This is a genomic window from Winogradskyella maritima (assembly GCF_042650215.1).
GTDB classification, from domain to species: Bacteria; Bacteroidota; Bacteroidia; order Flavobacteriales; family Flavobacteriaceae; genus Winogradskyella; species Winogradskyella maritima.
In genome coordinates this window covers 1,777,324-1,800,136 of the sequence record NZ_JBHSAT010000004.1, presented here as the reverse complement: position 1 = coordinate 1,800,136, position 22,813 = coordinate 1,777,324, and the positions used below count along the sequence as shown (strand labels likewise).

The window sequence follows — 22,813 nt, the reverse complement described above, 5'->3', positions numbered from 1 at the left end:
GAATTTTATTTAATTGGCGCCGCCATTTGCAAGGCGTAAGAACTTCTAACAGATTTTGCCCAATTAATCATAGCTTCGACTTGTGCTTCGCTTAATCGTGCTTCGGCATGCGTCCATGTGTAGCTATTCAATGGCATTTCGCCACGCTCTACAAACTCTATCAGTTCTTCAATTTTATGGTCTTTCTTTTTTAGAGAATAGTCATTCCATTTGGAGACATCGAAATGTTTTTTGCCGTCATTAATATGCTCTGCCAGCCAAAAATTGACTGGCGTAATGTTATTATACCAAGGATAGGTGGTATTGTCGCTATGACAGTCAAAGCAAGCCGTTTTTAAAACTGCTTTTACCTCCGTTGGTGGTTTGGTTTCTGCTAAAAATGCATTAACAGAGTCTGGATCTCCACTATTTTTATCTGGTCGGAAAAACTGGGCAATAACAAATGCCACTAGCAATACAAGGCCTATCTTTTTTAGAATCTTCATTTTTGACTAATTTTAAAATTCGAAAATACAAAAATACAGTGACCGAAGCAGAACTTTATGAGGCTTTAAACTATGTGAATCATTCGCGTGAAAAACGAAGCTACTATGCACAGATGATTTTAAATAATCTCGAATTGGTTGCACCATTACTCAATATCCTTTTTACGGTGGACGATAAAGTGTCTTGTCGTGCGGCATGGGTGTTTGAGTATGCTTGCAGTGCCGATATCAGTATTAGCCATAGACATCTGGATTATTTTACGGAAAACATTAACCGTGTGCACTTGGACCCTGCGGTGAGGCCTGTTGCCAAAGTCTGCGAATTACTTATTGCCAATCATTACAAAGCTAAAGCCGTGACTCCAAATGTCTTATCACTGGACCATAGAGAACGTATTACAGAAGCTTGCTTTGACTGGATGATCAGCGACCAAAAAGTAGCGGTAAAAGCTTATAGCATGAGCACGCTCTATCAACTCGGAAGAGAATTTGATTGGATTCATCCTGAATTACTCATCATCCTAGAGCGCGATTTTGCCAAGGAATCTGCCGCCTTTAAAGCTAGGGCGCGCCATATAATAAAACGGTTGAAATCTAAACGCTAAGCGTCGCCTAAAATCTTTCTAAATCCATATCTTTGAGCCTTCAAAAAAAATTCTGATATGGCACTTTCTCCCTTAAATGCAATTTCCCCAATTGACGGTCGTTACCGCTCTAAAGTAGAAGCATTGGGCAACTATTTTTCTGAAGAAGCCCTGATTAAATATCGGGTTTTGGTAGAAATAGAATATTTTATTTCGCTTTGCGAAGTGCCTTTACCACAACTGAAATCAGTTGATTCATCTCTTTTTGAAAGCCTTAGGGATATCTACAAGAATTTCTCATCGGAAGATGCCTTAGCTATTAAAAAAATTGAAAGTGTCACCAATCACGATGTAAAAGCTGTTGAATATTTTATAAAAGAACAGTTTGATAATCTAGGTCTTCCGGATTATAAAGAATTTATTCATTTTGGATTGACCTCACAAGACATCAATAATACAGCGATTCCATTATCGATTAAGGATGCGATGAATGATGTCTATGTGCCAGAATACTTCAAACTTCTTGAAAAAATCGAAGCCTTAGCCACAGAATGGAAAGACGTACCGATGTTGGCAAGAACGCATGGTCAGCCCGCATCACCAACACGATTAGGTAAGGAAATCAAAGTTTTTGCTGTTCGTTTAAAAGAACAATTCAATTTATTGAATGACATCCCAAGCGCTGCAAAGTTTGGTGGTGCTACCGGAAATTTTAATGCCCACCACGTTGCTTATCCTTCTGTGGATTGGAAAGCTTTTGGAACTAAATTCGTGCAAGAGCGTTTAGGCTTGCAACATTCGTTCCCAACAACACAAATTGAACACTACGACCACATGGCGGCCTTGTTTGATGCTTTGAAACGCATCAACACGATTATTTTGGATTTGGATCGTGATATCTGGACCTATGTGTCTATGGATTACTTCAAGCAAAAAATCAAAAAAGGGGAAGTAGGAAGTTCGGCTATGCCACATAAGGTAAATCCTATCGATTTTGAAAATAGTGAAGGAAACATCGGTATGGCCAATGCATTGTTCGAGCATTTATCGGCCAAACTACCTGTGTCTCGTTTACAGCGCGACTTAACAGATAGTACAGTATTGCGCAATGTTGGTGTACCCTTTGGGCATACGCTGATTGCATTTGCCTCCACCCTTAAAGGCTTGAATAAACTATTGCTGAATGAGAGCAAGTTTGAACAAGATTTGGAAAATAATTGGGCCGTGGTTGCAGAAGCGATTCAGACGATACTACGTCGTGAAAGTTACCCGAACCCTTATGAAGCCTTGAAGGGTTTAACGAGAACCAATGATGCTATTACCAAAAATTCCATTTCAGAATTTATTGATACCTTAGAGGTCTCGGAGGCGATTAAAAGCGAATTAAAAGCGATTTCGCCGAGTAACTATACCGGAATATAATGTTTCAATTTACTTTAGATGACATTGCAAGATTATTAACGATAGTGGTCTTTTTAGGCTTTTTCATCTGTGGTATTACTGGTGTTTTAGAGTATGGGATTATCATTATCCTTCTAATTGGTATTATGACTGCACTCTTGGTCACCTTTTTCTATTATTTACTGACAGATAAAAAAAATCGCCCTGAATAACTCTTCAAGGCGACTTCCTATTAACATTTTAAATACGTGTCAGAATATTTAAAGGGGGCGTTGGTATTGTTTTTTTGTCATTCTGAACTCGTTTCAGAATCTTCATGCTATTTAAGAGATGCTGAAACAAGTTCAGCATGACAGTTCGTTTTTACCGACTACTTAAAGAAATCCATCACACCACCAAGATTAGAATCTTCCAAATTGGCTTTTTGTAATGACATTCCCAATTGTACCAAATGACCGGCATTCATATCGTCGCCTAATATTCGGACGACAGCGAAACCTCTATCTGTGGCATTTCCAAAGAGTATCAACTCATCTAAGCTATCAGGGTCCCCAATAATCATCACTCTAAACTGACCGTCTGTGGTATTACCACCTTTCATCAGTTCTTCATATTTAGGATTCTTTAAAATGGTCTTGATTTTTGCCAATTCCACTTCATATTCGGCCTTATTGCTGTCATCGATAATAAAACTAAGCATGTTCAATTTATCTACAGCTTTGTAGGCTTCTTTTTGGTCTTCGGTTAAATCTAACTTATCCACGTCTATGACACTTGTTGGGACGTCTATTGTAGTAAATCCAGGTCTCAACTCATTATCGACATAATAGGTTTGTAGCGTCAATCCATTATCGCAACTGAATACCGTTGCGATAATGAAGAGAGCCAACACTGCGTTTTTGATTGATTGATGTAGCATTGTTCTTAGTTTTTCTTGTCTAATTCCTTACCGCCTGGTAAATCCATACTGTTTAAAACTTTAGAGATTTCTCTTAAGTCAATATCCCCAGTGATAGATACCAATACGGTTTCAACTTCACGCTTTTTTCCGTTGATTTCAATGTTTTGGCCTTCGGTCAATTCCTTTAAGCCATTAACGAACATCAATAATTCTTTTACGTGGTTTTCGTCTTTTCCTTCCTTAACGTAGAACTTTACGGTTTGCTCTCCGTCTTTGATACGCATTAGCTCAGCAAGGCTAGAACTCTTTAGGTATTTGGTCACGGTAGAATTCATATCGGCTGAAACTCTTTCGTTACCTGTGGTAAAAATTTTCACGCCAGTGATTTTCTTTACCATGTCCATGTACTTCTGGCCTTCGGCATCTTCCATATCGATATCGATACTAGCAATCATTTTGAACATTTTTTGGTTCATAATAACGGTAGATACGTCTTCCATATCTTCAAACTTGTCAAAGACTCCTTGTCCAAAACTCAATGCTGGAGCGACGATTAACGCGATTAATACAATTAATTTTTTCATTTTTTCTAATTTTTAAGTGTTTGTGTCTGATTTAAAATATTGTCAATTTTTTTGGAAAGTTGATTAAATCCTTGAGCTTTCTCTACGCCATCGTTTAAATGGCCTGGCAAAGTACCAAGTGGATTTAATTGTTCTTTTCCGGCATTCATTCCAATGGAAATTAAACTTAATGCTTCCTTGGTCTGATTGTAATAGGCCATTGCCAGTTCTTGTTCTTTAACCTCTTCTGGCGAAGGCCCCAATGCTTTAGGGACTAAAAACCCAAGCATTAAAACGGTTACGGCTGCGACAGCAATCCATTGATACATTGACCTTCTGTTGGTCTTTTTAGTGTTTGGTATCACTGGAACGTCTTTGGTAAACGTTTCTTTTTGTGTCATTGCAAAGTATTTAAAAAGCGGTCTGTACTGCTCTAAATGCGGTGCCACGTCGTCACTATTAAAATAGTCCCTCAGTTGTTGTTCCTCTTGTAAGGAGGTCTCTGCATCGTTATACTTTGCAATTAATTCGTCTATATTATTTAATACCATAATTATGTGTATTAGTTAATTGTTCTCTTATTGTTTTTCTGGCTCTAGAGAGATTCACTCTCACGGCCGTTTCATTCATATCGAGCATTTTAGCGATTTCGGCATAGTCATACTGCTCAATATCTCGCAATTGCAGAATAATCTTCTGTTGCTCTGGCAATTCTTCAATAATCTTGGTTACCCAAGACACGCTATCTCTAGCTTCTACCTGAGTTTGGAGGCCTGAGCCTTTTTCTTGGTAGTTACTATGCACAATCTTCAAATTCTGTGCCTGTTTCGATTTTAATCGGTCCAAGCAAAAGTTTTTGGTCATGGTCATTGAGAAGGCTTCTACATTTTTGTAGCTTTCAATTTTGCCTTTGTTATTCCATAATTTCAAAAGGATTTCTTGCGTGGCGTCCTCGGCCTCTTCGCGCGAAACAAGCAATCGTTTTGCCAAACGAAAGACTTTATCCTTAAACGGTGTGACTAAGCGTGTAAATTCGGCTTGTGTCATTATTATTTGATTGATTGGTGGTTGTTTGAAGTCGCTATTTGTTCGCCTTCATAATTAAGACGAATCACTATATCTTTTGTTACAGCACTACCCAATAAATTTATATCTGTTTGATTATCAATTAATTAAATTTATTTTAAATACTATTCGATTAGCGCTCCACCTCTATTTTGAAGCCTTAAACCAGAAGCGACATCATTTTGTTTTTAAATTCACAATAATGTAAGTAATTTTAAAGTTTTACAGACAAATACTGTAATTGCTATAAATTGAAAGAAAAATGAAACGATTTAACCTATTTGCCCTATCCTTTTTCGTATTATTTAGTGCTTCAAGTTGTTTTAAAGACAATGATGATGATTTAATATCTGCCAGCGAAATCAATGATTTTGTATGGAAAGGCATGAATTTCTTTTACGTTTACAAGGATGAAATTCCCAATTTGGCGAATGACCGCTTTAGTTCCGACGAAGAATATGCCGAATATCTCAACGGTTTTGCCCAACCTGAAGATTTATTCAATTCCTTACTATTTCAACCTCAAACCGTAGACCGTTTTAGTGCTATTGTGCCTAATTATTTTGAATTAGAGCAACTTCTGCAGGGCACAACATTAAACAACGGTATGGTTTTCGGCTTAGTAAGAGTCCCTAACGATGCCTCAGCAATCTTTGGCTATGTCCGTTATGTCTTGCCAAATACCAGTGCTGAAAGTCAAGGGTTGACACGCGGTGTTATTTTTGATGGCGTCGATGGCACACCACTTACAGACAGCAACTTTAGGTCATTATTATTTGGCGAAAACACCTCGTATACTATTAATATAGCAGATTATAATGACAATGGTACAGCAACAACCTCGGATGATACCATTACATCTACAGATGCAAGCGTTTCTTTGACCAAGGAGGTATACACCGAAAATCCCATTCTTATCAACGATATCATAGAAATTGGAGGTAAAAAAATTGGTTACTTAATGTATAATGGATTCCGATTTGAAGACGGTCCTGTTACCGAACTAAATCAGGCTTTTGATGACTTCGGAAATGCAAATATTGATGATTTAGTCCTCGATTTAAGATATAATGGTGGTGGTTCTGTATCTACAGCTATATGGTTGTCTTCAATGATTACAGGACAATTCACGGGTCAGCCTCTTTTTGAAGAAAACTGGAATTCTGATATTCAATCCTTTTTTGAAACTGAAAATCCTGATTTATTAGTGAATCCTTTTGTGGATACTATCGTTAAAACTGATGGTGATGGCAACGTTGTATTCCAACAAGACATCAATAGTCTAAATCTTGGTAAGGTCTATATTTTAACCACGAGCAGAACAGCGTCTGCCAGCGAGTTGGTCATAAACGGATTAAGACCTTATATAGATGTCATTCAAATTGGAGACAACACAACAGGAAAGCCCCAAGCATCAAGAACGGTTTATGATTCTGAAGATTTTGGAAGAGCTAATGCCAATCCAAACCATACCTATGCCATTCAACCTTTAATCTACGAATCTGCAAATGCCTCAGGGTTTTCTAGCTATTACAATGGATTAGCACCTTCTACAGGGTTTGAATTGAATGAAAACTTCGGAAATCTTGGCACACTCGGGGACATCAATGAACCTTTATTGGCAAGAGCGATTGAAGACATCACTGGTGCTGGACGAAGTTTTACTCCCGAATTTGAAGGTTTAGAAGTCATGGCCGAACAAAATTTTAATCAACCCTTTGCTACGGAAATGTTTGACAATAGGCCTTCTAAGGCGTTAAAGCGAAAAGAATAAAACAAAAAAGACCGGAAATTATCCGGTCTTTCTTTTTTATCTAGCCATTAATTAGAAAACTCTTTATTCTAATAGGTCTCGACTGCGCTCGACCAGACAAGCTTTACCTTAAAAGTATTACAACTTCAAATTAAAGCCTAAGCTCACATTTCTACCTCTCGTTGAAAAACCAAACAGCTCTTCATAATCTGAATTGAATAGATTACTCACATTGGCAAACACCGTCATTTTTGAATCTAAAATTTTATGGCTCACATATAAATCCACCAAGTTATAGCTATCTAAAATTACGGATTGACTTGTAAATGTGCTGGCATCAAAATAGGCATCATTGCGTTCGTCGTTGTACTGACCAGTAAGGCTTAATAAAGTTCTATCTGTAAGTTGATAATCTAATCGGGCGTTAGCCATCAATTCAGGAATACGCAAATCTAAACTTTCATCAACCTTAGTGTACGTAAAGTTGGTGTTTAGCTTCAATCCTTTTGCTAACTTTAATTCGCCAACAAATTCCATACCGCTTGCCGTGAATTCCTCCGCGACATTCTGATACTGAAATACAAAGTTCCCTGTATCCACAAAATCAATAAACTGCTCTTCGTTTCTATTAAAATACACCACACTAAAACGGGCGACATCATCTAACGAAATTGACGCACCGACTTCAAAGGTTTGGTTTTCTTCGGGTTCTAAATCTGGGGTTCCAAAGCTTGGCTCAAACAACTGAAACAATGATGGTGTGATGAATGCTGTACTGTAGCTCGATAAAAACTTTAAGTATCCAAAATCCGTATCTAAAGTATACGACGGATTTAAACTATACACCAAATGACTTCCGTATTCCGAATGGTTATTCAATCGAGCTCCAGCATTAATGTTCAATCCAAAGTCAGACACATATACAACATTTACATACGGGTCAATAATTGAAAAATTAGCGGTTTCTGGGTCGATATCCTGATTGAATTCTGAAGCCCCAAAAGGAATCGAAAAACTCTCCATTTCATTTTCCTGAACATTCACACCTAAAACAGTATAGAATTTATCATTGAACTTATAACGATTAAAGGCATCCGCTACAAAGCTCTTCGCATTGAATTGTGATGGAAAACCAGATTCAATATCACGCTCAATCTCGCTGTAGGAGGCATTGATTTTGAAACTGCCTTTGTTATAAGTTAATTCTGGAGAAACACCAACTCTAAACTGATTGGACGTAGAACGATTATCTGCATCCATAAAACCGAAACTATCGTCAAACTCGGTTTTGAATTTGTCGAAACTTCCATAAGTATTTAGAGTAAATGCATTAGAGAATGTGTAACCAAGTTTTAAATGCCCATTGTGGCTGTTAAATGCATCCGACTCTGTTCCATCAGCAATGGCCGACAATCCGTCGGTAAACTGATGCCCAAAACTAGCGAGGTAATTGAACTTACCCAATTGTCCGTTTAAGGTCACACTGTTTCTAAAATCTTCAATACGGTAATCGGCATCCTCTTGATTCTGGTTGGTTCCCAAAACACTCCGTAAGCTAATCGCTATTGGTTCTTTGGCAGATTTTTTCAAGGTGATATTGATAACCGCCGTCGCCGCTCCGGTGCCATAAAGTGTACTAGAAGCACCCTTCAAAATCTCAATAGATTCAACTTGGTCAGCATTCAGCAGACGTAAATCATAATCATTGGCGATTTGCGATGGGTCAGTGACTTGTACTCCATCTATCATTACCAATACCTGTCGATTTCGTCCACCTCTTACAAAATAACTGAGGTTTTGTCCGGCGTTACTTCGTACCCCATTGATTTCAATTCCGGCAGTTCGCCCAATAATCTCTGCAATGTTTTGTCCTTGTAATTTTTCAAGGTCTTTAGAGGTGATTTTGGTAATGACCTTCCCCGAATTTTCGCGTTTTAAATCAAATCTAGAATCAGTTATGACCACTTCATCTAAGGTCTCAACCGTTGTTGAATCCGTTTCTGTCTGGGCAAAGCCAGCGCTGAGCATACCAATTGCTAGTATGCAAAACATCTTTGTTTTGTTCATTTCAAATTTTAATTCCTCGAGAATACGCCGATATGTCGCGTAAACTTTTTATCCCGAAAAGTTCGACTTCTAGTTTGAAATTGGCAGGTCTCCTGACTTGCGTCTTGTTATTGGCCTTCCCATCGAGATTGAAACGTCTCAAAAGTGACTTTGAAGTAGTAATAACAAGCGTTATAGCTTACAGTTGCGGGAACAGCTCAGGACTCTCACCTGATTCCCTTTTAATCCATCTTGAAAACCTTCAAGACGAAACCTAATTTCGGTGCAAAGCTAATCATTTTTGTTACATCAAGATTTAAAACCATTTTATTCTTAGTTTTGATTTAAAATTTCACAGTTTGAAACAGCTTAGCTTCCTAATACTTCTGCTCATCCTTACGTCTTGTAAAAACGAAAAGACTGTGGAAAATGTTCCTCCGTTTGAAAACATATCGGAACAATCAGAACTAAAATACGCTACAGGGTTTTCAATTTTGGACCACGGTTCACACAAAGAGCTTACCATTTCCAAACCTTGGCCCAATGCGCAAAAGGACTTAAAGTATCTGTTAGCCCCGTCGCAACAGTTAGCAAAAATGACTTTTCCGAGAGATGCCTATGATGTTGTTTTAGTCACACCGTTGGAAAAATTGGTCGTGACATCGACAACGCACATTCCTGCATTGGAACTTTTAGGTCTCGAAAATAAATTGGTTGGTTTTCCCGAAACCAATTATATCTCATCCGAAAAAACAAGATCTTTAATCGAATATGGCGCCATAAAAGATATCGGTAAAAATGAAAGCATCAATACTGAAATCCTGTTATCACTTCAACCCGATGTAGTTATCGGATTTGGCGTTGAAGGCATCAATAAAACGTTTGAAACTGTTAAGAAAGCTGGCATCCCCGTCATCTACAATGGCGATTGGGTTGAGTCATCGCCATTGGCCAAAGCCGAATGGCTGAAATTCTTCGGCGTATTATTCGATAAGGAAAAAGAGGCTGATTCTATTTTTAATACTATCGAAACCAATTACAATGAGGCTAAAACTTTGGCGTCTAAAGTTAAGACAAGTCCTTCTGTACTCAGTGGCGCCATGCATAAAGATGTGTGGTATTTACCGAATGGCACAAGTCCCGAAGGCCAACTCATGGCAGACGCCAACCTCAATTACCTTTGGAAGGATAGTTCAGGTAACGGTAGTTTGGCTTTAAGTTTTGAATCGGTTTTAGACAAAGCGAAAGACGCTGATTTATGGATAAGCCCTTCGTATTACTCAAGCTACGAACGATTAGAATCTGCAAACGCCTTATACAGTAATTTTAAAGCTTTCAAACAAAAAAACATTTATACCTTTTCCAATCAAACTGGGGCAACAGGAGGTGTGCTGTATTACGAACTTGGCTTTGCCAGACCCGACTTGGTCTTAAAAGATTTAATCAAAATAGGACATCCAGAGTTGCTGAAAGATTACGAAACCACATTTTTTAAACCTTTAAACGATTGAGCTTAGAGCAAAAATCATATCGGACTGCATTTATTATTCTAAGCCTGATTTGCTTTGTTCTATTTGTTGTGAATATCAGTTTGGGGTCTGTTTACATTCCAATTGGTGACATTTTTGAAACCTTATCAGGTAATTCAACTAACGACACTTTTGAGGTCATAATTCTAAATTTTAGACTCCCGAAAGCCATTACTGCTATTTTGGTAGGCTCAGGATTGGGGCTTTCAGGTTTATTGATGCAAACCTTATTTCGGAATCCTTTGGCAGGGCCATTTGTTCTGGGAATTAGTTCTGGTGCTAGTTTGGGTGTCGCTTTTGTTATTTTGGGTTCAGGATTATTTGGAGGTGTTTTGGCAACGGCCTTGGTCTCCAAATGGAGCGTGGTCATTGCATCCAGTTTAGGGAGTTTTTTGGTGCTTTTGGCTGTTTTGGCCGTATCTAGTAAAGTAAAAGACACTATGGCTATATTAATCATTGGGTTAATGTTTGGCAGTATCACGGCCGCCTTTGTCAGTGTCCTCTCCTACTTCAGTTCTGCGGAACAATTGCAACAATACATTTTTTGGGGATTTGGAAGTTTAAGTAATCTAGCTTGGAGAGAATTATTTATCTTCTTCGGATTATATGCTTTAGGCGTACTATTCTGTCTCTTGTCCATTAAAGCCTTGAATGTCCTGCTTATTGGCGATGCTTACGCCCAAAGTCTGGGTTTAAATTTGAAGCAAAGTCGCATCATCATTATCCTTGCCACAAGTCTACTGGCAGGAACCATAACTGCTTTTGCAGGACCGATTGCATTCATTGGCTTAGCCATTCCGCATTTGGTTAGACAATTTTTCAAAACTGCTAAGCATCAAGTATTGGTGCCTGCCGTTATTTTGGGTGGCGCCATTGTTATGCTGATTTGCGATAGTATTTCACAATTGCCATTTTCTGAAGCCACTTTACCCATCAACGCAATTACCGCCTTGGTCGGTGCTCCTGTAGTGATTTGGATTTTAATCAAACAACGAAAATTGGTGTTTTAATGAGTTCGAAGGAGAATCATATCGTTTTAACATCTGAAGACTTAAGTATCGGCTACGCTAAATCCGATAAGCAAACGATAATTGCCAACGGTTTAAATTTCAAATTACAAAAAGGCCAACTCGTCGGCTTAGTCGGTGGAAACGGCATCGGAAAGTCGACCTTACTACGGTCACTTTCAAAAATACAACCACAGTTGTCCGGCAAGATTTACATCAACTCTTCTGAACTATCACAACTCAGCAATGAAGACCTCGCCAAAAGTCTAAGTATTGTCCTAACTGAACCACTACAATCCAAACATCTTACAGTTTTTGAATTGGTGGCACTCGGTCGCCATCCCTACACCAACTGGATTGGTAAACTTAACGATACCGATATTGAAAAAATCAACGAAGCTTTACGCGTAACTAATATTCTGGATTTAGCGACTAAGGTTTGTGCTGAACTTAGTGATGGTCAACTTCAAAAAGTTATGATTGCACGTGCTCTGGCTCAGGATACGGATTTAATCATTCTCGATGAGCCAACGACGCACTTGGACATGTATCACAAGGCCTATATTTTAAAATTGCTTCAAAAATTGGCGCATGACACGGGCAAAACCATCTTGTTTTCGTCTCATGAAATTGATTTAGCCATTCAACTTTGCGACCAAATGATTGTAATGAGCAAAAATGACTGCGCCTTTGGGTCGCCCTGCGAATTGATTGAACAGGGTGTTTTTGAACAGCTTTTTCCCAAGGATTTAATCGCATTCAACAAAGACACAGGCAGTTTTAAGGTTAATAAATAGTTGCTACGGTTTGTAGTTTCCGCCTTGTCGTTTAGGCTAAATCTGTATCTTTGAGAAAACCTGATTTCTCAATGAGCGACACACTTATCTTACTGATTTCAATTGTTATTTCTGGCGTTGTTGGCGCTTTTCTTGGTCTTACTTTTTCCAAACTAAAAAGCAAAGGAGAACAGAGTGCATTAAACGAAAGACAGCAACAACTCAGCCAAACCATTGATGAACTGAGAGTACAGATGCTTCAAATTGAAGCAGACAGAGACCGATTTAGAGATGAGCGTGAAGGTATTCAGTTAGACTTGGTACAACGTAATACAGAGTTTGAAAACCTCCAAAAGCAAAATCTGAAGCGCGATGAGGAATTAAAACTACAACAGGAACAACTTCGAAAGGATTTTGAATTGATGGCTTCTAAAATTCTGGAAGAAAAATCAGAAAAATTCACCATCCAGAATAAGGAAAATATCAAAACCATCTTGAATCCGCTGGAAGAGAAAATTAAGACGTTCGAAAAGAAGGTGGAAGACTCTCAAAAGGAAAGCATCAGTATGCATTCGGCATTAAAAGAGCAATTGTTGGGGCTCCGGGACTTGAATCAGCAGATGGCCAAGGAAGCGACCAACCTTACAAAAGCGCTTAAGGGCGATAGCAAAATGCAAGGGAATTGGGGCGAATTGGTGTTGGAACGTGTTTTGGAAAAATCGGGCTTGGAAAAAGACCGCGAATACTTTTTGCAACAGAGTTTTCAGCGTGAGGACGGCTCTCGTGTTATGCCCGATGTAGTATTGCACCTCCCAGATGCCAAGAAAATGATTATCGATTCCAAGGTATCCTTGGTGGATTACGAGCGTATGGTCAATGCTGAAGACGATGACCGGGCTATGTACCTTAAGGCGCACGTCAATTCCATAAAAAAACACGTGGACCAATTATCAGCAAAGAACTATCAGGATTTATATGATATAGAATCGCCCGATTTTGTTTTGCTGTTTATTCCTATAGAACCTGCGTTTGCAGTTGCGATTAACGAGGATAATTCATTGTACAACCGTGCGTTTGAACGCAATATTGTCATTGTGACGCCATCGACCTTATTGGCCACACTAAGAACCATTGATTCTATGTGGAATAATGAAAAACAACAGCAAAATGCTTTGGAAATCGCCAAGCAAGCCGGTGCGCTCTACGACAAATTTGAAGGTTTGGTGACTGACCTCACTGGAGTAGGCAAAAAGATTGACGCCGCTAAAACCGATTATGCTTCGGCTATGAACAAATTGGTTGAAGGTCGTGGCAACTTGATATCTAGAGTAGAAAACATCAAGAAAATGGGTGCTAAAGCAAAGAAGGCGCTTCCCGAAGCTATTATTAAACGTGCCAATGACGAGGATTATGAGGAGTAAAAATCGTTTAAATTCAATTATTCCCTGAAAATGGCATAATTTAAAATATGCCTTAAAAATGGCATAAATTTGTTTATTCCCTTAAGAAGGCATAAATTTGATAAAATTTACAATTATGACTAGTGTCATTGTAGGCGATATTATCAAATCACGTACAGTAATGCATCAAGATGAGTGGCTTAACACGCTCAAAGATGCTTTAGCCGAAATAACAGTTTCTTCTTCTCAGTACGAGATATTTAGAGGTGATAGCTTTCAGCTTGAGTGTTCAACTCCTGCCAATGCCTTTGTGAAAGCCATCTACCTCAAAGCATGTATAAAACAGATTAACGGCTTAGACGTACGCTTGGCTATAGGCATCGGTGAAAAAAGTTATGAAGGTGCTAGCGTGAGTGAATCCCAAGGCAGTGCCTTTGAACGCTCGGGTCATGTTTTTGAGACCTTAAAAAAGGATAGAGTTAATCTAAAAATAAGTTCGGGTCATAAAGCTTTTGACCGTGAATTCAATCTCTATTTTAAATTGGCTTTGATTGCCATGGACAATTGGACGGTAAATTCGGCAGAAATCGTGAAATTGTCATTGGATAATCCCGATATGATTCAGGCGCAATTGGCAGAATTAATCGGAGTTAAGCAAGATGCGGTCAGCAAACGCCAAAAACGCGCCTATTGGGATGAATTACAAGACCTAGACGCTATGTACAGACAAAAAATTTCAGAATTATGATTCTAGTCACCATACTTAAATTACTGATAGCCCATTTTATTGGTGATTTCTTCCTACAATCCAAAGCCTCCGTAAAACATAAGGAAAAATATAAGTTGGCCTCGTATCACTTGTACCTTCATATCGTCATCCATATAGGATTGATGTTCTTGGTGCTTTGGGATGTTTCAAACTGGGCACTTATTCTCAGTATTGCCCTGACACATTTAGCTATTGATGTGGGGAAGATTCTCCTTCAAACTAAAAAAAACAAACGTATTGTATTTTTTGTTGACCAGATACTTCATGTTCTATCCATCATCATTCTAACCTCGGTATTTCTTAATGATGGCTATACATTCGATATTCAATTTGATGCGAGGACTTGGTTGATACTCACCCTAGCTCTATTCTTGACAAGGCCTACCTCTTTCATCATGAAAACCATTTTCACGAAGTGGAATATTTCAAAATTGACGAAGGATAATGCCTCACTCAAAGACGCCGGAAACTATATCGGTATACTAGAACGTCTGCTAGTTTTCGTATTTATCATTACAAACCATTGGGAAGCCGTCGGTTTTTTAATCACGGCAAAGTCTGTATTTCGATTTGGAGATATTTCTAATTCTAAAGAACGTCAACTGACCGAGTATATCTTAATCGGTACCTTATTGAGCTTTGGTATTGCCATTATCTCTGGATTGATTTACAATTATCTACAATACTATGTTTAAAACCACAGAAGAATCGCGCATTCAAATTTCACAACTCATGCTTCCATCACACGCTAATTTTGGCGGAAAAATCCACGGTGGCTATATATTGAATTTGATGGACCAAGTGGCTTTTGCCTGTGCCTCAAAACATTCTGGCTCTTACTGTGTTACGGCTTCGGTGGATAAAGTAGATTTCAGAAATCCTATTGAAGTGGGCGAATTAGTAACCATGAAAGCCAGTGTTAATTACGTGGGCACCTCGTCAATGGTGGTTGGGATTAGGGTGGATTCAGAAAACATCCAGACCGGAAAAACAAAGCATTGCAACTCATCGTATTTTACAATGGTCGCTTTATCTGAAAAAGGAGAAGGCGTCAAAGTTCCGGGACTTGAATTAAAATCAAAGATTGACGCCAAGCGCTTTTTGAAAGCAGTTTCCAGAAGGGATAATGATAAAAACCGACAAAAAGAATTAAAGGCAATTTATAAGAACTTGGATGAACACTTAATAAAGTTAAAGCACTACAGAGTCCGAGTCGACTTTTGAAATACTCGCCCACTACTACTATTTAAAAAAGGATTTTGTACATTGATTATCTCTAAATCAATCCTTATGAAAAGAAAATGGCTCATTTTGCTAATAGCTATTTTGGTGGGAAGCTATTTTGCCTATAACTATATCTACCAAGACCACCGCGACATTTCCGAAGAAGATCCGATTGCCAGTGTGGAAATAAGGGATATCTACTCCCTCTTTAAAATGGATATCGCGACAGCTGAAGAAAAATATTTAGACAAAACTATTGTCATCACCGGTAAAGTTTCGGAACTCAATACGACAGACCTTACCTTAGACAATAAAGCGTTTTGTACCTTCAACAATGCTTTTAAGACACAATTATCTGTTGACCAAAACGTTAGTGTAAAAGGACGCTGTATTGGTTATGACGATTTGTTAGACCTTATAAAACTAGACCAATGTACTGTAGTTACCCCTTAACCAAACCTCTATTTATTGCATTGTTATGCATTTCGCCGTTTTTGGGCTTTTCTCAAGATGACCTTTTAGACGAAATTGATGTTGAAAATACCGACAATGACCCAGTAGTTGCCGCCTTTAAAGGCCTAAAGATTGTCAATTTTGAATCTACCAAACTCGTTGCCAAAAAAGAACTCACCTTTGTAGTCGCCCATAGATTTGGTAGTATTGAAAACGGATTTGAAAGCTTCTTTGGGCTGGATGATGCTGTAACACGACTCAACTTTATTTACGGCATATCAGACAACTTCAACATAAGTGTATCCCGTAGTTCGTTTCAGAAAATCTATGAAGGTGCCATAAAATATAAGCTGATTAGTCAACGAAACAATGGGTCTCCAGTAACGGTGGTTGGTTATAATTCGATACTAATCAATACGGCATTAGACAAAGCCAATCTTCCAAAGCTGGAGTTTGAAAATCGCTTAGGATACACGGCACAATTATTGATTTCTAGAAAGTTCACTAAAAACCTTTCTTTGGAACTCGCCCCGACATTCTTTCATGATAATTTTGTGTTGGACAATAATCAGGATAATTCCCAATACGCTTTGGGGATTGGAGGACGTTATAAATTAGCCAAACGATGGTCATTAAACATGGATTATGGTTGGCACCTCAATCGTTCAGATACCTCACCCTTTAAAAATCCATTATCAATTGGTGTGGATTTAGAAACTGGTGGACACGTCTTTCAGATGCATTTCACTAATTCACAAGCCATGAACACCAACGGCTTTTTAGGTCAGGCAACAGGAGATTGGTCAGATGGTGATATTTATTTTGGATTTAATTTAAGTCGAAGATTCTAAAACTAAAAACATGAAAAAGAAACTTTATATACTTTGTTTTTTTGTTGGAATGGCGACTATCGCTTGTACCAATGACAGTGAGGATGACTTAGTCGACGATACACCACCACCAGTTTCGGTGAATTATACAGATGATATTGCGCCCATTATGCAAAATAATTGCGTGTCTTGTCATAGCAATCCCCCTGTAAATGGTGCACCTACACCATTAGTAAGCTATTCAGACGTCGTTGATGGTGTTGAAGATGGGAATTTAATAGACCGCATTTCAAGACAACCAGGTGAAGGTGGGTTTATGCCCTTAGGTGGTACTCGTTTACCACAAAACCTGATTGATCTTATAGAACAATGGGAAGATGAAGGCTTCCTAGAAAATTAATAGCATGAAAAAGATTATCACATTAGTAGCTTTGTGCCTCGTTGGAACTGTCATAGCCCAAGAGCGCTATCTCACCAAAACAGGAGAGCTACAATTTGAAGCATCAGTGCCGTCATTTGAAGAAGTAAAAGCCTCTAACACTTCAGTGACTGCTATTTTAAATACCGAAAACGGTGAGTTTGCCGCCTTGGCATTGGTTAAAGGCTTTCGTTTTAAAAATGCTTTGATGGAAGAACATTTTAATGAGAACTATGCCGAATCGGATGACTACCCAAAGGCCATTTTTAAAGGTAATTTAATGGATTTTGATTTTAATCAACTCAATGCTAAAGCACAGGACATAAATTATGAAGGTACGCTTGAGTTTCATGGAGAAAGCCATAAGCTCAGTAACAATACATTATCTATTTCCCGCTCTTCTGATGGTAAAATTCTTCTTTCGGGAAATTTCAAGGTGAATGTTGATGAATTTAATATTGAAATCCCAAAGGTGGTCAGCAATAAGCTGTCCAAAACAGTAGATGTTACTTTTAGTTTTGAATTGGCAAAAAAATAATACCAGTCTTTTCAGACTGGCATCTTAAACTATATGTTTGAGTTTGTTAGTTTTTGATAAAACGTCTAGTCTCCGAGAAATCATCTCCACTTATTCTTATAAGATAAGTTCCTGATCTTAAACTCTGAATATTTATTGGTGTTAATCTATCTGATGAAAATTCAGACATAATACGTTTACCTAGAATATCATAAACTTCAAAATTAAAATTACCAGAATAATTGGTAAGATTTACTGTTAACTCATCTTCTGCCGGATTAGGATAGAGTGACAAATAGCGCTGATTTAAATTAAATTCATCATTGCTCAACGTTAAATTAGCCACTACACCACTCTTATTTGAGCCACCATGATACCCAAATGACGTTGTGCCATTACCATGCGCCCACAGAATAGGTAAAGATGTGGCTGATGTCGGAAAAACAAAATCCTCGGAATCTCCAGTATTAATTGCTCTTGTTGCAATAACCGTTCTTTGACTTCCTGAAATAGTATTACTGACCAATGACCACTCATCCATAGGAGAAGCGGCGTTATCTAAAGGAGGTGTTCCTGTGCCAGATGGCATATTTCTATCTTCTAAACCATTAGAATTAAAAACAATGGCATCATCATCGAGGTTACCCATACCATTGCCAGCAGTTATACCAGGACCTACTCCCAACCAAACGTTACTTGGGCCAATCATTGTCATTGTAACGGTATTTGTACCTTGATTAATATCAAACTTCACTGTATAGTCTGGAACACCTCCCGATCCTGGATCAAGCAATACAGTCCCAGTAGTCCAAGTCTGTGCCATCAAAATTGATGAGGAAAATAATACAATTAAAAACGTAATTTTTTTCATAGCTATAAATTTAGGAGTTTATTTATGGTTTCATCATTATGCATCTTAGCATAATCCGCAGGTGACACCTTTTGTTTATTTTTTATATTAAAATCTGCTTTGTATTCTTTTAACAAGGCTATCATTTCATATCTTCTAAACATCACAGCAAAATGCGCAGCAGTAGTTCCCTTTTCATCTTGAAGATTTGGATTAGCATCATTCTTCAACAAAATCTCTGCGATGTCTGAAAACCCTTTATATGTCGCCGCCATCAAAGCCGTACCATAATTACTGTTGGCATCGACATCATATACTTTATTTGCTAAAAACCTTACAACTTCAATATTATTGGCATAAGAAGCCAATATTAAAGGCGTATAACCATCTGCATTTTCAAGATTTATGCAGTCTCCATCCTTAGCATAGGCAGATTTCATGGTGTCAACAGACCCATGTCTTGCTATATCGAAAACATTTTGTTGTGCATTAGATGTTAAAGTTGAAATGAAAAAAAGAAAAAGATAAATGGGGCGCGGAGAATTCATAGCTATTGTATCACCAAACGTTTAGTCAGTGTGGTTTTACTATCAGAAATCCTAACTAAATAAACACCAGATTTCCAAGATGAAACTTGAAGTTGAGATTCAAGCTTCGTGATTTTTCCTTTATGAATGCGTTTTCCTAATACATCGTATACTTCGATATTCAATTCATTCGAATATTTTGGCAATATGATGTTAACAAAATTTGAAGCAGGATTTGGTCTAACCTTGAAAGATTCAATTGTATTGTTATCTTGTATAGCGGCAGTAGACGACTGCGCAGAAACAGTCACTGATGCAAAAAGACAACATGTAAAAAGTAATTTTTTAATCATAGTTCAGGGCGAATTATATACTAATGTATAAAATATTTCGTTCTGACTACTATTTTTTCGATGAATTAACAAAAAAAGCCATTTGCAAGCAAAGATTACAAATGGCTTATTTTCAAAAAGTTACTGTATTATTTACTCAAATACATTTTTCGTCTTGAGTATAGATCGTAGAATTCATCGTCCTTAAGACTATCTATAAATAAGATACTTTCCCCAGTACTCTTCATTTCTGGCCCTAATTTCTTGTTGACATTCGGGAATTTATTAAACGAAAATACGGGTTGCTTAATGGCGTAACCTTCAAGCTGAGGGTTAAAGTTAAAATCGGTTACTTTCTTCTCCCCTAACATTACTTTTGTCGCATAGTTTACATAAGGCTCTTTGTAGGCTTTTGCAATGAATGGTACTGTACGCGAGGCTCTAGGGTTCGCTTCAATGATATAGACTTTATCATCTTTAATCGCAAATTGAATATTTATCAGTCCAACCGTATTCAACGCTAGTGCAATTTTATGTGTATGGTCTTTTATTTGTTGCATTACAAATTCACCCAAATTAAACGGTGGTAAAGTCGCGTTACTATCCCCAGAATGTATACCGCAAGGCTCTATATGCTCCATAATACCGATGATGTAAACGTTTTCCCCATCACAAATGGCGTCAGCTTCTGCTTCAATTGCACCGTCCAAATAGTGGTCTAGCAAGAGTTTGTTATTTGGTATCTTATGAAGCAAGTCTACTACGTGCTCCTCTAACTCTTGCTTATTAATGACAATCTTCATGCCTTGCCCACCAAGAACGTAAGACGGTCTTACCAGTATTGGGAAATCCAACTTATCCGCAACGGCTAAAGCTTCATCTGCTGTTTCGGCCGTATCGAATTCTGGATAAGGAATGTCATTCTCCTTTAATAAAGTTGAAAAACTACCACGGTCTTCGGCTAAGTCTAAAGACTTGTAAGTTGTTCCCATGATTTTTATTCCGTAACGATCTAGCTTTTCTGCCAGTTTCAACGCGGTTTGTCCTCCAAGCTGTACTATAACGCCTTCAGGCTTTTCATGCTGAATGATATCGTAAATATGTTCCCAGAATACAGGTTCAAAATAAAGTTTGTCGGCAATGTCAAAATCTGTTGAAACCGTTTCGGGATTACAGTTAATCATTATCGTTTCATAACCACATTCCGCCGATGCTAATACGCCGTGAACACAACAGTAATCAAACTCAATTCCCTGCCCAATTCGGTTTGGCCCCGAGCCTAGTACAATGATTTTCTTTTTATCTGTGACGACGCTTTCGTTTTCAACGGTTACTTCGCCATCTGCGGTTTCCATTTCGCTCTCAAACGTAGAATAGTAGTATGGTGTTTGTGCTTGAAATTCCGCAGCACAGGTATCTACCAACTTATAGACACGATTGATTTTCAGTTCTTTGCGCTTATTATAAACCTGGCTTTCTAAACATCCAAGCATGTGGGCAATTTGTCGGTCACCATAGCCTTTTTGCTTAGCTTCCAATAATAATTCCCTATCTATATTATCAATGGTGTAGGTCGAAATCTCTTTCTGAAGTTGAAATAATTCTTCATACTGCTTTAAAAACCACATGTCGATTTTGGTAATCTCATGAATTCTGGCCAAAGGAATTCCCATAGCAATGGCGTCGTAAATCACAAAGACGCGGTCCCAACTCGCAAATCTCAATTTGTCGATAATCGTATCATAATCCTTATAGCCTTTTCCATCGGCGCCTAGTCCGTTACGCTTAATTTCGAGAGATTGTGTCGCTTTATGCAATGCTTCTTGAAATGAGCGACCAATGGCCATCACTTCGCCAACGGCTTTCATTTGAAGACCTAAGGTACGGTCAGATCCTTCGAACTTGTCAAAATTCCAACGTGGAATCTTAACAACGACATAATCCAAGGTTGGTTCAAATAATGCAGAAGTAGATTTAGTAATCTGATTATCTAATTCATCAAGCGTATAACCAATGGCCAATTTCGCCGCAATCTTTGCAATAGGGTAACCTGTGGCTTTACTTGCCAGCGCCGAAGATCGTGATACTCTAGGATTGATTTCAATAGCGATAATTTCTTCTTCTTCGTCAGGACTCACAGCAAACTGCACATTACAGCCACCTGCAAAGTCACCAATGCTTCGCATCATGTGTATCGCCATATCTCGCATGCGCTGTTGCGTTTTATCAGATAAGGTCATCGCAGGAGCAATGGTTATAGAATCTCCGGTGTGTATGCCCATTGGATCCATATTTTCAATGGTACAGATAATCACAACATTATCATTCTTATCCCGAAGTAACTCCAACTCATACTCTTTCCAACCGAGTAAAGCCTTGTCTATCATCACCTCATGAATTGGAGAGATTTCCAGTCCACGGGTTAAAGCTTCATCAAACTCGGCTTCATCATACACAATCGATGCTCCAGCACCGCCTAAGGTAAATGATGCCCGAATACATAAGGGGAAACCAAATTCTTGGGCGATTTCCTTTCCTTTTAAGAACGAAGTTGCTGTTTCTTGCGGTGCCATACCGACACCTATTTGGGTCATTAAATCTCTAAATTTTTCACGGTCTTCCGTGATATTTATGGCCTCAATATCCACACCTATGATATTAACTCCAAAATCTTCCCAAATTCCCTTTTCGTCGGCTTCAATACAAAGATTTAATGCAGTCTGTCCACCCATTGTTGGTAAAACTGTATCAATTTGCGGATGCTCCTTTAAAATCTTAATCAGTGATTTTGTGGTCAACGGCAACAGATAAACGTGATCGGCCATTGACGGATCCGTCATAATAGTTGCTGGATTAGAATTGATCAAAATAGTTTCAATACCATCTTCGCGCAAAGAGCGTAAGGCTTGTGATCCAGAATAATCGAATTCGCAGGCCTGACCAATGACGATTGGCCCAGACCCAATTAAAAGGATAGATTTAATGTTTTTGTTTTTAGGCATGTGTTGTGATTTTGGAATACAAAAATAGTTATCGATTAGGTACAAAAAAAGGCGTTACACCTAAGTAACGCCTTTTATATATTAACAATTGTTAATCATTATTTTTTATGTCTTGCTTCAGAAGATACAGACAATTTCTTTCTTCCTTTAGCTCTTCTACGAGCTAAAACCTTTCTTCCGTTAACAGAAGCCATTCTCTCTCTGAAACCGTGCTTGTTTCTTCTCTTTCTCTTTGACGGTTGAAACGTTCTTTTTGGCATGTCTTATCTTTTTAAAAACTCTTATTTACATTAATGTGGGAGCCTATCCCAAAACTGCGTGCAAATATACAACAACTTTTTACTTTCGCAACAACTAGATTAAACTTTTTTTGTTAGAATT

The 22,813-nt window shown here is 38.2% G+C and carries 25 protein-coding genes and 1 riboswitch; of the genes, 14 read left to right on the top strand and 11 right to left on the bottom strand.

The genetic code is table 11. The annotated features are described in order from the left end of the window. Window positions 1-5 precede the first annotated feature (5 nt). The gene (locus ACFOSX_RS09270; RefSeq protein WP_386099676.1) at window positions 6-485 is read right to left on the bottom strand and encodes a heme-binding domain-containing protein; all 480 of its coding nucleotides are present in this window, start codon (window positions 483-485) and stop codon (window positions 6-8) included. 2 nt (window positions 486-487) lie between these two features. Here ACFOSX_RS09270 and ACFOSX_RS09265 point away from each other — a divergent pair, with 2 nt between their 5' ends. Together ACFOSX_RS09265 and purB are read left to right on the top strand one after the other, a co-directional pair. Continuing rightward, window positions 488-1,090, top strand: coding sequence for an adenylosuccinate lyase (locus ACFOSX_RS09265; RefSeq protein ID WP_386099673.1), 603 nt, complete (start codon window positions 488-490; stop codon window positions 1,088-1,090). A 57-nt stretch (window positions 1,091-1,147) separates the two neighbouring features. Beyond that, window positions 1,148-2,491, top strand: a complete 1,344-nt coding sequence (gene purB, locus ACFOSX_RS09260; protein WP_386099670.1) for an adenylosuccinate lyase — start codon at window positions 1,148-1,150, stop codon at window positions 2,489-2,491. 349 nt (window positions 2,492-2,840) lie between these two features. Here purB and ACFOSX_RS09255 read toward each other — a convergent pair whose 3' ends face one another. The 4 genes from ACFOSX_RS09255 to ACFOSX_RS09240 are packed head-to-tail and all read right to left on the bottom strand — an operon-like array spanning window position 2,841 to window position 4,981. Then, entirely contained in the window at window positions 2,841-3,389 is a 549-nt protein-coding gene (locus tag ACFOSX_RS09255) for a DUF4252 domain-containing protein (protein WP_386099667.1), read from the bottom strand. Window positions 3,390-3,394: 5 nt separating this feature from the next. Then, window positions 3,395-3,955: a DUF4252 domain-containing protein gene (locus ACFOSX_RS09250; protein ID WP_386099664.1), complete on the bottom strand. Its 561-nt coding sequence runs from the start codon at window positions 3,953-3,955 to the stop codon at window positions 3,395-3,397. Between the two features lie 5 nt (window positions 3,956-3,960). Further along, window positions 3,961-4,485, bottom strand: coding sequence for a hypothetical protein (locus ACFOSX_RS09245; RefSeq protein ID WP_386099661.1), 525 nt, complete (start codon window positions 4,483-4,485; stop codon window positions 3,961-3,963). After that, on the bottom strand, window positions 4,472-4,981 hold the full coding sequence (locus ACFOSX_RS09240) for an RNA polymerase sigma factor (RefSeq protein ID WP_386099658.1): 510 nt from the start codon (window positions 4,979-4,981) through the stop codon (window positions 4,472-4,474). Before ACFOSX_RS09240 ends, ACFOSX_RS09245 begins: the two co-directional genes overlap by 14 nt. A gap of 280 nt (window positions 4,982-5,261) precedes the next feature. On the opposite strand from ACFOSX_RS09240, the gene ACFOSX_RS09235 reads away from it, so the two are divergent. After that, a complete protein-coding gene (locus ACFOSX_RS09235; protein WP_386099655.1) occupies window positions 5,262-6,773 on the top strand; it encodes a S41 family peptidase in 1,512 nt (503 codons plus the stop codon). Between the two features lie 117 nt (window positions 6,774-6,890). Here the strand turns inward: ACFOSX_RS09235 and ACFOSX_RS09230 are convergent, their stop codons facing one another. Next, window positions 6,891-8,804 carry a TonB-dependent receptor plug domain-containing protein gene (locus tag ACFOSX_RS09230; protein WP_386099652.1) on the bottom strand — a complete coding sequence of 638 codons (1,914 nt, stop codon included), beginning with the start codon at window positions 8,802-8,804 and terminating at the stop codon, window positions 6,891-6,893. Window positions 8,805-8,884: 80 nt separating this feature from the next. Next, window positions 8,885-9,092, bottom strand: a riboswitch (cobalamin riboswitch). Window positions 9,093-9,157: 65 nt separating this feature from the next. Here ACFOSX_RS09230 and ACFOSX_RS09225 point away from each other — a divergent pair. The 11 genes from ACFOSX_RS09225 (at window position 9,158) to ACFOSX_RS09175 (ending at window position 17,742) form a co-directional block, all read left to right on the top strand. Next, window positions 9,158-10,309: an ABC transporter substrate-binding protein gene (locus ACFOSX_RS09225; protein ID WP_386099649.1), complete on the top strand. Its 1,152-nt coding sequence runs from the start codon at window positions 9,158-9,160 to the stop codon at window positions 10,307-10,309. Beyond that, window positions 10,306-11,337: a FecCD family ABC transporter permease gene (locus tag ACFOSX_RS09220; RefSeq protein WP_386099646.1), complete on the top strand. Its 1,032-nt coding sequence runs from the start codon at window positions 10,306-10,308 to the stop codon at window positions 11,335-11,337. The genes ACFOSX_RS09225 and ACFOSX_RS09220 overlap by 4 nt, the downstream gene beginning before the upstream one ends. After that, window positions 11,337-12,131 (top strand): ABC transporter ATP-binding protein, encoded by a 795-nt coding sequence (locus ACFOSX_RS09215; protein ID WP_386099643.1) that lies wholly within the window; start codon window positions 11,337-11,339, stop codon window positions 12,129-12,131. Before ACFOSX_RS09220 ends, ACFOSX_RS09215 begins: the two co-directional genes overlap by 1 nt. Before the next feature lie 71 nt (window positions 12,132-12,202). Further along, complete coding sequence (rmuC, locus tag ACFOSX_RS09210) at window positions 12,203-13,531, top strand: DNA recombination protein RmuC (protein ID WP_386099640.1); 1,329 nt, start codon at window positions 12,203-12,205, stop codon at window positions 13,529-13,531. Between the two features lie 115 nt (window positions 13,532-13,646). Further along, window positions 13,647-14,258, top strand: a complete 612-nt coding sequence (locus ACFOSX_RS09205) for a SatD family protein (RefSeq protein WP_386099637.1) — start codon at window positions 13,647-13,649, stop codon at window positions 14,256-14,258. Beyond that, window positions 14,255-14,974, top strand: a complete 720-nt coding sequence (locus tag ACFOSX_RS09200) for a DUF3307 domain-containing protein (protein WP_386099634.1) — start codon at window positions 14,255-14,257, stop codon at window positions 14,972-14,974. The genes ACFOSX_RS09205 and ACFOSX_RS09200 overlap by 4 nt, the downstream gene beginning before the upstream one ends. Then, window positions 14,967-15,503, top strand: a complete 537-nt coding sequence (locus ACFOSX_RS09195; protein WP_386099631.1) for an acyl-CoA thioesterase — start codon at window positions 14,967-14,969, stop codon at window positions 15,501-15,503. Before ACFOSX_RS09200 ends, ACFOSX_RS09195 begins: the two co-directional genes overlap by 8 nt. 66 nt (window positions 15,504-15,569) lie before the next feature. Then, window positions 15,570-15,956 (top strand): OB-fold protein, encoded by a 387-nt coding sequence (locus ACFOSX_RS09190; protein WP_386099628.1) that lies wholly within the window; start codon window positions 15,570-15,572, stop codon window positions 15,954-15,956. Next, complete coding sequence (locus ACFOSX_RS09185) at window positions 15,935-16,807, top strand: DUF5777 family beta-barrel protein (protein WP_386099625.1); 873 nt, start codon at window positions 15,935-15,937, stop codon at window positions 16,805-16,807. Before ACFOSX_RS09190 ends, ACFOSX_RS09185 begins: the two co-directional genes overlap by 22 nt. Before the next feature lie 10 nt (window positions 16,808-16,817). Further along, entirely contained in the window at window positions 16,818-17,186 is a 369-nt protein-coding gene (locus tag ACFOSX_RS09180; RefSeq protein ID WP_386099622.1) for a hypothetical protein, read from the top strand. Between the two features lie 4 nt (window positions 17,187-17,190). Continuing rightward, complete coding sequence (locus ACFOSX_RS09175) at window positions 17,191-17,742, top strand: YceI family protein (protein ID WP_386099619.1); 552 nt, start codon at window positions 17,191-17,193, stop codon at window positions 17,740-17,742. Window positions 17,743-17,788: 46 nt separating this feature from the next. Here the strand turns inward: ACFOSX_RS09175 and ACFOSX_RS09170 are convergent, their stop codons facing one another. From ACFOSX_RS09170 to rpmH, 5 genes are all read right to left on the bottom strand, one after another. Continuing rightward, window positions 17,789-18,592 carry a T9SS type A sorting domain-containing protein gene (locus ACFOSX_RS09170; RefSeq protein ID WP_386099616.1) on the bottom strand — a complete coding sequence of 268 codons (804 nt, stop codon included), beginning with the start codon at window positions 18,590-18,592 and terminating at the stop codon, window positions 17,789-17,791. A gap of 2 nt (window positions 18,593-18,594) precedes the next feature. Continuing rightward, a complete protein-coding gene (locus ACFOSX_RS09165; protein WP_386099612.1) occupies window positions 18,595-19,119 on the bottom strand; it encodes an ankyrin repeat domain-containing protein in 525 nt (174 codons plus the stop codon). A gap of 2 nt (window positions 19,120-19,121) precedes the next feature. Beyond that, window positions 19,122-19,451: a T9SS type A sorting domain-containing protein gene (locus ACFOSX_RS09160; RefSeq protein WP_386099609.1), complete on the bottom strand. Its 330-nt coding sequence runs from the start codon at window positions 19,449-19,451 to the stop codon at window positions 19,122-19,124. 128 nt (window positions 19,452-19,579) lie between these two features. Then, on the bottom strand, window positions 19,580-22,432 hold the full coding sequence (gene carB / locus ACFOSX_RS09155) for a carbamoyl-phosphate synthase large subunit (RefSeq protein ID WP_386099606.1): 2,853 nt from the start codon (window positions 22,430-22,432) through the stop codon (window positions 19,580-19,582). Between the two features lie 98 nt (window positions 22,433-22,530). Beyond that, window positions 22,531-22,692 (bottom strand): 50S ribosomal protein L34, encoded by a 162-nt coding sequence (gene rpmH / locus ACFOSX_RS09150; protein WP_386099603.1) that lies wholly within the window; start codon window positions 22,690-22,692, stop codon window positions 22,531-22,533. Window positions 22,693-22,813: the final 121 nt, after the last annotated feature.

What these genes read in the sequence shown, in the direction of transcription:
- rpmH (WP_386099603.1), bottom strand. Translation starts at nt 22,692, where the DNA reads ATGCCAAAAAGAACGTTTCAACCGTCAAAGAGAAAGAGAAGAAACAAG.
- ACFOSX_RS09240 (WP_386099658.1), bottom strand. Translation starts at nt 4,981, where the DNA reads ATGACACAAGCCGAATTTACACGCTTAGTCACACCGTTTAAGGATAAA.
- carB (WP_386099606.1), bottom strand. Translation starts at nt 22,432, where the DNA reads ATGCCTAAAAACAAAAACATTAAATCTATCCTTTTAATTGGGTCTGGG.
- ACFOSX_RS09250 (WP_386099664.1), bottom strand. Translation starts at nt 3,955, where the DNA reads ATGAAAAAATTAATTGTATTAATCGCGTTAATCGTCGCTCCAGCATTG.
- ACFOSX_RS09230 (WP_386099652.1), bottom strand. Translation starts at nt 8,804, where the DNA reads ATGTTTTGCATACTAGCAATTGGTATGCTCAGCGCTGGCTTTGCCCAG.
- ACFOSX_RS09215 (WP_386099643.1), top strand. Translation starts at nt 11,337, where the DNA reads ATGAGTTCGAAGGAGAATCATATCGTTTTAACATCTGAAGACTTAAGT.
- ACFOSX_RS09170 (WP_386099616.1), bottom strand. Translation starts at nt 18,592, where the DNA reads ATGAAAAAAATTACGTTTTTAATTGTATTATTTTCCTCATCAATTTTG.
- ACFOSX_RS09235 (WP_386099655.1), top strand. Translation starts at nt 5,262, where the DNA reads ATGAAACGATTTAACCTATTTGCCCTATCCTTTTTCGTATTATTTAGT.
- ACFOSX_RS09175 (WP_386099619.1), top strand. Translation starts at nt 17,191, where the DNA reads ATGAAAAAGATTATCACATTAGTAGCTTTGTGCCTCGTTGGAACTGTC.
- ACFOSX_RS09270 (WP_386099676.1), bottom strand. Translation starts at nt 485, where the DNA reads ATGAAGATTCTAAAAAAGATAGGCCTTGTATTGCTAGTGGCATTTGTT.
- ACFOSX_RS09205 (WP_386099637.1), top strand. Translation starts at nt 13,647, where the DNA reads ATGACTAGTGTCATTGTAGGCGATATTATCAAATCACGTACAGTAATG.
- ACFOSX_RS09190 (WP_386099628.1), top strand. Translation starts at nt 15,570, where the DNA reads ATGAAAAGAAAATGGCTCATTTTGCTAATAGCTATTTTGGTGGGAAGC.
- ACFOSX_RS09245 (WP_386099661.1), bottom strand. Translation starts at nt 4,485, where the DNA reads ATGGTATTAAATAATATAGACGAATTAATTGCAAAGTATAACGATGCA.
- ACFOSX_RS09255 (WP_386099667.1), bottom strand. Translation starts at nt 3,389, where the DNA reads ATGCTACATCAATCAATCAAAAACGCAGTGTTGGCTCTCTTCATTATC.
- ACFOSX_RS09200 (WP_386099634.1), top strand. Translation starts at nt 14,255, where the DNA reads ATGATTCTAGTCACCATACTTAAATTACTGATAGCCCATTTTATTGGT.
- ACFOSX_RS09160 (WP_386099609.1), bottom strand. Translation starts at nt 19,451, where the DNA reads ATGATTAAAAAATTACTTTTTACATGTTGTCTTTTTGCATCAGTGACT.
- ACFOSX_RS09180 (WP_386099622.1), top strand. Translation starts at nt 16,818, where the DNA reads ATGAAAAAGAAACTTTATATACTTTGTTTTTTTGTTGGAATGGCGACT.
- purB (WP_386099670.1), top strand. Translation starts at nt 1,148, where the DNA reads ATGGCACTTTCTCCCTTAAATGCAATTTCCCCAATTGACGGTCGTTAC.
- rmuC (WP_386099640.1), top strand. Translation starts at nt 12,203, where the DNA reads ATGAGCGACACACTTATCTTACTGATTTCAATTGTTATTTCTGGCGTT.
- ACFOSX_RS09185 (WP_386099625.1), top strand. Translation starts at nt 15,935, where the DNA reads ATGTACTGTAGTTACCCCTTAACCAAACCTCTATTTATTGCATTGTTA.
- ACFOSX_RS09195 (WP_386099631.1), top strand. Translation starts at nt 14,967, where the DNA reads ATGTTTAAAACCACAGAAGAATCGCGCATTCAAATTTCACAACTCATG.
- ACFOSX_RS09165 (WP_386099612.1), bottom strand. Translation starts at nt 19,119, where the DNA reads ATGAATTCTCCGCGCCCCATTTATCTTTTTCTTTTTTTCATTTCAACT.